The sequence below is a fragment of the Gemmatimonadota bacterium genome (assembly GCA_009838845.1).
GTDB lineage: Bacteria > Latescibacterota > UBA2968 > UBA2968 > UBA2968 > VXRD01.
In genome coordinates, this window is the sequence record VXRD01000087.1 from 1 (window position 1) to 8,262 (window position 8,262).

At 51.6% G+C, this 8,262-nt stretch carries 9 protein-coding genes; 8 read left to right on the forward strand and 1 reads right to left on the reverse strand.

The annotated features are described in order from the left end of the window. Window positions 1-634: 634 nt before the first annotated feature. The 5 genes from F4Y39_10985 to F4Y39_11005 are packed head-to-tail and all read left to right on the forward strand — an operon-like array spanning window position 635 to window position 2,895. A complete protein-coding gene (locus F4Y39_10985) occupies window positions 635-829 on the forward strand; it encodes a DUF433 domain-containing protein (GenBank protein MYC14239.1) in 195 nt (64 codons plus the stop codon). A 9-nt stretch (window positions 830-838) separates the two neighbouring features. After that, on the forward strand, window positions 839-1,045 hold the full coding sequence (locus F4Y39_10990; GenBank protein ID MYC14240.1) for a type II toxin-antitoxin system HicB family antitoxin: 207 nt from the start codon (window positions 839-841) through the stop codon (window positions 1,043-1,045). Next, window positions 1,042-1,266: a type II toxin-antitoxin system HicA family toxin gene (locus F4Y39_10995; GenBank protein MYC14241.1), complete on the forward strand. Its 225-nt coding sequence runs from the start codon at window positions 1,042-1,044 to the stop codon at window positions 1,264-1,266. Before F4Y39_10990 ends, F4Y39_10995 begins: the two co-directional genes overlap by 4 nt. A gap of 11 nt (window positions 1,267-1,277) precedes the next feature. Further along, entirely contained in the window at window positions 1,278-1,451 is a 174-nt protein-coding gene (locus tag F4Y39_11000) for a type II toxin-antitoxin system HicB family antitoxin (protein MYC14242.1), read from the forward strand. 19 nt (window positions 1,452-1,470) lie between these two features. Then, window positions 1,471-2,895 carry a sulfatase-like hydrolase/transferase gene (locus tag F4Y39_11005; protein ID MYC14243.1) on the forward strand — a complete coding sequence of 475 codons (1,425 nt, stop codon included), beginning with the start codon at window positions 1,471-1,473 and terminating at the stop codon, window positions 2,893-2,895. Here F4Y39_11005 and F4Y39_11010 read toward each other — a convergent pair. Further along, complete coding sequence (locus F4Y39_11010; protein MYC14244.1) at window positions 2,892-5,549, reverse strand: TonB-dependent receptor; 2,658 nt, start codon at window positions 5,547-5,549, stop codon at window positions 2,892-2,894. The two genes, F4Y39_11005 and F4Y39_11010, sit on opposite strands and share 4 nt — an antisense overlap. A gap of 215 nt (window positions 5,550-5,764) precedes the next feature. On the opposite strand from F4Y39_11010, the gene F4Y39_11015 reads away from it, so the two are divergent. Genes F4Y39_11015 through F4Y39_11025 form a run of 3 tightly spaced genes read left to right on the forward strand, consistent with a single transcriptional unit; the run spans window position 5,765 to window position 8,195 of the window. Then, window positions 5,765-6,274, forward strand: a complete 510-nt coding sequence (locus tag F4Y39_11015; protein MYC14245.1) for an acyltransferase — start codon at window positions 5,765-5,767, stop codon at window positions 6,272-6,274. A gap of 26 nt (window positions 6,275-6,300) precedes the next feature. Continuing rightward, entirely contained in the window at window positions 6,301-7,407 is a 1,107-nt protein-coding gene (locus F4Y39_11020) for a hypothetical protein (protein ID MYC14246.1), read from the forward strand. 11 nt (window positions 7,408-7,418) lie between these two features. Then, window positions 7,419-8,195, forward strand: a complete 777-nt coding sequence (locus F4Y39_11025; GenBank protein MYC14247.1) for a phytanoyl-CoA dioxygenase family protein — start codon at window positions 7,419-7,421, stop codon at window positions 8,193-8,195. Window positions 8,196-8,262 lie beyond the last annotated feature (67 nt).

Sequence of the window (8,262 nt, forward strand, 5' to 3'; positions counted from 1 at the left end):
TTTGATCTCTTCTTACCAATAATCAATGTATTACATGGGCATGGGGCTCAATACCTTGAACAACAATTTATTTTGTACTTTATGGTGCTTGAAGAACTTAAAGATATGTATGCGATAGAGCGCGATATCAACAGTAACTTCTCTAACAATTCCGAAAAAAATAAAATATTACGCAGTATCCGAAAATTAATCCGAGACCAATTACCAGATGCCAAATCTAACAAACCAATTATAGATAAAGTTAATGAGTTAGATCGGCCTTCTATTTGGAGTTTAGTTGACTCATTACTTAATGAACAATCTGTAGAGTGGAAAGATTTATATCCCACTGATGTTGCGAGGCCCTCTTTTTTTAACACAAGAAATGCATTGGTTCATAGCGCAAATGAAATCGACATTGATATTCTATCCTATGAAACTTACAGAGTGCAAACAATCGTTGAAAGGTTACTGTTAAAGCTGCTTGGCTGGAAAGATATACACGGCGCGGGTTTGGTTCCTGTAGGGTATTTGGCAAAAGGACCTGGCGGGAATTAATTTTGCAAGGCACCTGGGTTATCCAGACAATCCGGACTACTCGTTTTTAATTTCATTTGCAGAAGTGAAAAAAAATAAATCCGGAAGGAGATAAGACATGAGGGAAATTATTTCAGATCCAGGTATTCTGGGTGGGAAACCGGTTATTGAAGGTACGCGATTGAGTGTTGAACATATTTTAGGCTTGCTCGCGTGCAATATGTCACACCAAGAAATTGTGGAGGCATATCCGGTACTAACAGTTGAAGACGTAAAAGGTATTTTGGAATACGCTGCAACGGTACAGAGATAGGAGATTCAGATGAAATTCACGATCACGATTTATACAGATGAGGATGGTGTATATATCGCGGAATGTCCGTCAATTCCGGGGTGTGTGAGCCAGGGTAAGACTGAGAAAGAAGCCGAGAAGAATGTGTTAGAAGCGATCAAAGAGTGCTTAGAGGTGCGTGCTGAATCGGGAATGCCTTTGACGGTGACAACACGCGAAGTTGAAGTGGTAGTTTGATGCCTCCAGTCCCTGTTCTTCGACCTCGTGATGTAATCCGTGCTTTTCGCAGATTGGGGTGGCGTGTGGTACGCCAGCGAGGTACTCATATTATAATGGTGAAAGATGGACACTGGGCAACATTGTCGATTCCAGACCATTCAGAAGTGGCACGCGGTACGCTACGTAGTCTGATTAGCAAGGCTGGATTAACAGTAGATGAATTTCTCGATGCAATATAAAGGAAGATATGGTGAGAAATTTTAGAATTATCGTTGAGAGATATGCCGATGGTTATGTGGGGTATCCGCTCGGATTGAAGGGGGTAGTCGTTGGGCAGGGAGATACTTATGAAGAGGCATTGGCAGATGTAAAATCTGCCATTCAGTTCCATATTGAGACGTTTGGTAGAGAAGCGTTATGGTAAAAAGAAAAGGTGAACACGCATGTCGGACAAACGTCCCAACATACTTTTTGTCCAGACGGATCAGCAGCGGCCTGAGTGGGTCGAGATGAATCCCGATATTCCGGTGCGTACGCCGCATCTGAGGCAGCTCGCCGAACGCGGTGTCTGGCTTGCCAACGCAATCTGCCCGTCGCCTGTTTGCGCCCCGTCGCGCGCCTGCCTGGTGGCCGGGCAGGAATACGATCGCACGCGCGTTTGGGGCAATAGCACTTATGCGCCCGATAATATGCTCAAGTACCACCTGCGCCTGCGCGACGAGGCCGGATACTATGTTATGGGCGCAGGCAAACACCATGTGGGCAATAACCAATCGGGGAGCCCACCTGTGTTCCACTGCGGTGTCGATGGGGGTCAGGGCATGGAGGCATGGGGATTTTCTGACGCCATTTTCAATGCTGGGCTGAATCAGGCGACTATTTTGATGCGCAACAACGAGATGGTGCCTCAGGATGCGTACATGGCGTTTTTGCACGCGCGCGGTCTGGCAGAGGAGCATATTGCCGATTACGCGCGCCGAAGCCGGGAAGGTGTGTGGACGGCTACTTTCCCGACGACACTTCCCGACGATGCGTATTTCGATACCTGGATTACCAATAATGCGCTTACCCTTCTGGATCGGGTGCCTGACGACAGGCCGTGGTATTTGGAGGTAAATCTGCAGAATCCCCATCATCCGTGGGATATCACCGAGTCGATGCACCGATGGTACCGCGAGCCGTCCGTCGAGTTTCCTCTTCCCGTGTTCAATACCGAGGATATTGCGCCCGAGACGCACCAGGAGGTGCGTCGCAACTGGGCGGCTACTGTCGAACATCTCGATTCTTGCCTCGGGCGTCTCGTCGCGCGGGTGCATGCGAGGGGTGATCTCGACAACACGATCATTGTGTTTACCAGCGACCATGGCGAGATGCTTGGCGATTACGACCAGTGGCAGAAGTTGTCGCCTCTGCAGGCGTCGGTGGGGGTTCCGCTGGTGATCGCTGGGCCGGGCGTGGAGGCTTCCGGACGCGCCGACGCGCCGATGACGACGCTGGATCTGACCGCCAGTTTCATCGAGTGGGGCGGTTTGGATCCCGGTGATGATCTCGATAGCCGTTCTCTTGTCAATTATCTCGGTGCCCGCGCGCGCAGGCATCGAGACCTGGTGTTTTCCGGTCTGAGTGCCTGGCGCATGGTCTTCGACGGGCGTTTCAAGCTGGTTCGCGGCTATGATCCGGCAAAGCGCATTGGGGGTGATGTTTTCGAACCGATGCATGTGCCGTCCGACGAGACGGAGCGCCTTCAGCGCGAGCGTCCCCAGTTGCTGTTCGATCTACAGCGCAATGAGAGGGACGATGTCACCGCTGAATTTCCCCAGGTCTTTCGGCGACTGAGCGCCGCCCTTGATGAGCATCTGGCTCATTAATAATCGTAGGATAACGAAATATTCCAGCGGCGGGACAGACCGAGGAAGACGAGCGCGGTTGAGGCGTCGTGGTTGTCGCCATCGTCTGCATCGGAAATATAGCGCGCGTCGAACAAATTGAAGATGTGCAATTGCAGTTTTACTTTGCCATTGCCAAATGTATTGCCGGGCAGGATATAACCCGCGTGGAGATCAGCCAAATTATAATTTGGCACTTTCCACGATTGCTGGCGGTCATCGGGATCTGTTCGGTTGGCGGGATCGAATTTGGCGTAGTGATCCATAAATCGCCTCAAGCTCAGCGTGGTGTAAAGCCCGCGCATGGGAAATACCGTACTGCTCAGCGCAAGGGTTTTTTGCGCCGAGTCGCCTACCTTCAATCCATTGGCATAGACTTGAAACGTGTCTGCAACCAATGGGTCTTCTTCGAGAAAAAATGTGGCGCGCGCATCGTTGAGCCATTCCCAGTTGCCGAGTGAGACCATGCTGCGCATCTCCAACTTGGGATGGGGGCGCGCCTTGAAGTCGAACTCTATACCTGTGTGCCGCGCGTCAATGCCGCTGAGCAAAAACCGGAAGTTCTGGTCGAGCTTTGCGCTGTAAACGCTCTTGGGCCACGAGCGGTCGATCCATCTGGTGTAATAGAAGTTTGCGTTTCCGGTTATCACCCCGCGTTTGAGGTAGCCTGCGCCCAACTCAAAAGACGCCACTTTTTCATTGAATGTGGGGTCGTAGAGGCTGTTGTCATAGTGATAAACCGATCCAAATTTGGGTGCTGTTGAAAGCCAGCCCATATTGGCATACACATTGACCGTAGGAGTCATATTGTAATTGCCCCCCGCCTTGAGCGTATAGCCTCCAAAGCTTTTCCAATCTGTCTGATCCCATTCTCCATTGATCCTGGCGCGAAAATAGTCGATGCGCTTATACGCTGTTATGGATGCCGATGTGCTCAAAAATGCCGTAAAGTCGTTCATTTGCCTTTCGATTTGAATAAATCCGCCTCCCCAGCGCGTCAGACCATCGGTGTGATATGCGATCCTGTCTCCAAGGCGTTTAACAGAAGTCGCGGCATTGCTGTCTCCTGTAAAAACGTAATAATCTGCCCCGATCAAATTTCGCACTTCGCGCCAGTGCTGCCCCTCATAGCCGCGCAAGTCAATGCCAAAGGCGAGCTTATAGGCAGGCGTTAGCGCGTATTCGCCCGTGCCCAAATATCCGTAATAGTATTGCAGGCTGCCCGTGTTTCGCATAATGGTCTTTGCCGCAATCTCAAAGGCTTCGACCTCGCCTGCAAGCACCAGGTCGGGATTGGCTCGCGATGCGGGTTCCGTGTTCAACTCATCTACTGCGTGCTGCCAGTCGATGCTGCCGTCTGCCCTGGTTCCCGGATTGACGCCCAGGCGCCCCAGGCCTCCGCCCTTGCCGCGCGCCCAATAAAAGACATTGGACAAAACAAACCGATCGTTGGGTATCCAATACCAGTTCAAATTGGCTTGTGTTTTGTGATAGTAGTTCTCGCGTTCCATAATGGTCGCATTGTCGCGCGCGTCGCGCACCTTGCCGTTAAAAAATTCCCGATAAGATGAAAACGGCGAATATCCCCAGTTGGGATTGTAATTGACCCCGTAATTTTTCGCTTCTGTTGCGCCAGTGCCCAAAGACCGCGCGTAATCGGCATCAAAAGTGCCAATGGGTTGCTTGAACAGGCGGTGCCCGTGGCGTTGCGGCGTACCCACGACAAACAACTCGAATTTGTGTGTTTCAGAGGCCAAAAAGCTCAACGCTCCGAAATACGCCCACCCTTCTGTCCACGTTTGATCGGGTATGCCATTGCCAACTTTGCGTGAAATGCCCATGCTCATCGCGGTTTTTTTATTGAGTAAGCCCGATGAAAAATTGACCGTGGTTTTGTAATAGGCACTGGTCGCGGCTTCCTGTTTGATCTTAAAACCGCGCTGTTGACGGGCGGCATCGGTAATAATATTCAGCGTGCCCCCCACTGAGGCTATCGCCAAATTTGAGGCACCCAATCCGCGCTGCACCTGTATGGACGACGTCACATCGCTGAGAACATCCCAGTCAACCCAATAGACCCACCCGGTTTCCATATTGTTGACTGGCACGCCATTGACCATGACGGCGATGTTGCGCTGGTCAAATCCCCGCACATTGATGCGCGAATCGCCATCGCCACCGCCTTGCTCGGTCGCATAAACGCCCGGCGTATCGTTCAAAAGCATCGGCAGACTGCGAGAGCCGAGTTTGCGATCTATATCGGATTTTGGCACATCGGAGAACGCAATGGGCGTTTCGCGCAATTTGGCGCGCGGCGCGCTCACAACGACTTCTTCAAACTGCACGGCTTCGGGCATTAGCGCCACAACCAACGCACCCATCCCCTCTTTTACTGTGACGGTATTGCGATATTCCTTATAGCCCACAAAGCTGATGACGAGCGTGTGGCTACCCTCGCTGACATTGGGTATCGCAAAATTTCCATCGAGGTCTGTGGCTGTTCCCCCCGCGTGCGTTTCCAAATAAACATTTGCGCCGAACAGCGATTCCCCGGTTTTCTCATCGCGCACCTGGCCGCTGAGCACAGCGGCAGACAGGGTTGCAGGCGCTAAAAACAAAAATATCAGAAACTTCATAAAAACCTCGTGTAATTACTGTGATATGAGGCGCGGCAATGCCGAAATATAGGTAGGCAATCTTCCTCAGACAATAGAGATTATCCGGCAATAGCGCGTGGTATGAAGAACTTTAAAAGAAGGTAGTGGTGAATTTCACTCGGGCTTTATGCAGGGGCAAATACCATTGCATCACGTCCTGTAATTGATTAATCTGTGTGTGGAGGGGAACACTTATGTTAGAAATAGACAGATCGGTATTTAAGGCGATTGGAGAGTCGGTTCACTTTGATCCGCTGGTCGATATCCGACATCCAGAATTGGTGCGTGTTGGCGATGATGTGGCGTTTCACAATGGGGTTTTTGTGAATCCCTGTGGCGCGTGGATCGATATTGGTAGCCATACGCATTTTGCGCCGTATAGCGTGTTGTACGGGCCTTTGACCATTGGCAATTATGTGGCGGTGGCGGCACATGTGGTTTTTGCGAGTGTGGGACATGGGTACGGTCGAATCGATATTCCGATGGTGCAACAAAGGGTGCAAAAGCGGGAGATTGTCGTGGAGGATGATGTGTGGTTTGGTGCCAATGCCGTGGTTATTGGCGGGGTGCGCATTGGCGCGCACAGTATTGTGGGCGCGGGCGCGGTTGTGACGCGCGATGTGGAGCCGTATTCGGTGGTTGGAGGCACACCGGCCCGGTTGATCAGGAAGCGAGACGAGAGAGACGAAGGGAACACACGATGACAGGACGCGAATATTTGGAGTCGATTATGCCAACGCGCGAGATGGTGGATCATTTTGTGACGCCTGCGAAGGCAGATGTGCCAGCGGAGTTGGCGCGGATTATGTGTAATAATGCACAGTCGGCGTTTGATCCGGAGATCGGATGGGTGGTTTGCGATGGGTTTCGCGGGGGTGGTGTGGATGATTCGCGCGGGTTTTACGCTTATGAGAAAGACGGTGCGCGGCAAGTGGTCAATTATGCGGATCGCCCGTGTCGCATTCATACGTATGGGAATAGTTTTACGCATTGCGATCAGGTGAGCAATGGGGAGACGTGGCAGGAGTATTTGGCCGCGCATTTGCTGGAGCCTATTCGCAATTACGGCGTTGGTGGGCACAGTGTGTATCAGGCGTATCGGCGAATGTTGATTGTGGAGAGGGAATATCCCGCCGAGTACGTGATTTTGAATGTGTGGGATGACGATCACTTTCGAAATTTGGACGCCTGGCGGTCCATTCGCATGGGAAGGCAGGGGCGGTTTACGCTGCCGCATTTGCGCGTGGATCTGGAAAGTGGTACTGTGGAAGAGCGCGAGAATTTGTGCAAGACGCCCGAGGAACTCTATCGGCTGTGCGATGCGGATTGGGTGTGGGAGACTTTTGGCGATGATCCGATTTTGCATGCGGTTATGGCGCGTAGAGGCAGTGCGGAAGATGCGTCGGCTATGGCGCAAAGTATGGGGGGAGAACTCGAGAATGCGGGATCGGATGCCGAGGTTTATAGCTTGCATACCGAGGCGGCTTTGTTTGCGACGCGGTTTGTGATTGAAAGGGCAGAGGCATTTACGAAGGCCAATGGGAAAAAGTTGCTGGTTGTTTTGTCATTTGGTTCGAGTAATATAGCTCGGGCATTAGAAGGTGAGCCGCTTTTTGACCAGACGTTTTTGGATTGGTTGGCGACAAAGGATGTGCCGGTGATCGATTTGCGCGACGCTTTTCGGGAGGAGTACGCGACATATCGGGGGGATGTGCAGGCGTTTTTGGAACCGTATTATATCGGGCATCACACGCCGCGCGGAAATTTCTTTTTTGCATGGGCGATTAAAGATCGAGTTGTTGAATGGCTCGATCCCAGGCCATTGCCCTATCGATAGGAGTATGCGATATGACCCCAGAAGAAAAGTTTATGTTTGATCTCGACGGGTATCTGGTGATTAAAGATGTGTTGAGCCGCGAGGAATTGGATGTGCTCAATGCGGTGGCAGATAGAGCGTTTCCCAGGGATTACGGGGATGTGGAGGCAGATGATGAATTTGGCAATGCTAAAGGTGTGCGCCGCGCACCGAGTATTGTGGATTGGGATGTGGCGTGTCGGGATTTAATCGATCATCCCAAAGTGTTGCCTTATCTCGTTGACTTGCTGGGACCGAAGTTCCGCCTGGATCACGATTATGCCATTTTTATGCTGAAGAATGGGAGGCGAGGCAGTTTGCACGGCGGTCAGCCGAATTTGTTTCACCATTATTACAGGTATCGAGATGGCGTGATGCAGTGTGGTTTGTCGGTGTTGACGTATGTGTTGTCGGACGCCAATGCGGGGGATGGGGGATTTGCCTGTGTCCGGGGCAGCCACAAGAGCAATTTCAGGATGGATTTGCCGCGCGATGTGCAGCGGTTTGAGCGGGTTCCGCACTATGTTGTTCAGCCAGAGGCAAAGGCGGGGGATGCGATTTTTTTTACTGAGGCTCTGGTGCACGGTACATTGCCGTGGCGGGCAGATCACGAGCGCAGGGTGTTGCTTTACAAATACGGTCCGGGGCATTTGATTTCTGCGCCAAAGGGGTACGATGGTTCGGTTTATGAGGGGTTGACCGAGCAACAGAAGCGGATTTTGGCGTCTCCCGGCGTACACGACCGGCCGGATGTGCGAATAGACGAATAGACGAATAGACGAGAAAAGCGCGAATAGACGAATAGACGAATAGACGAATAGACGAATAGACGAATAG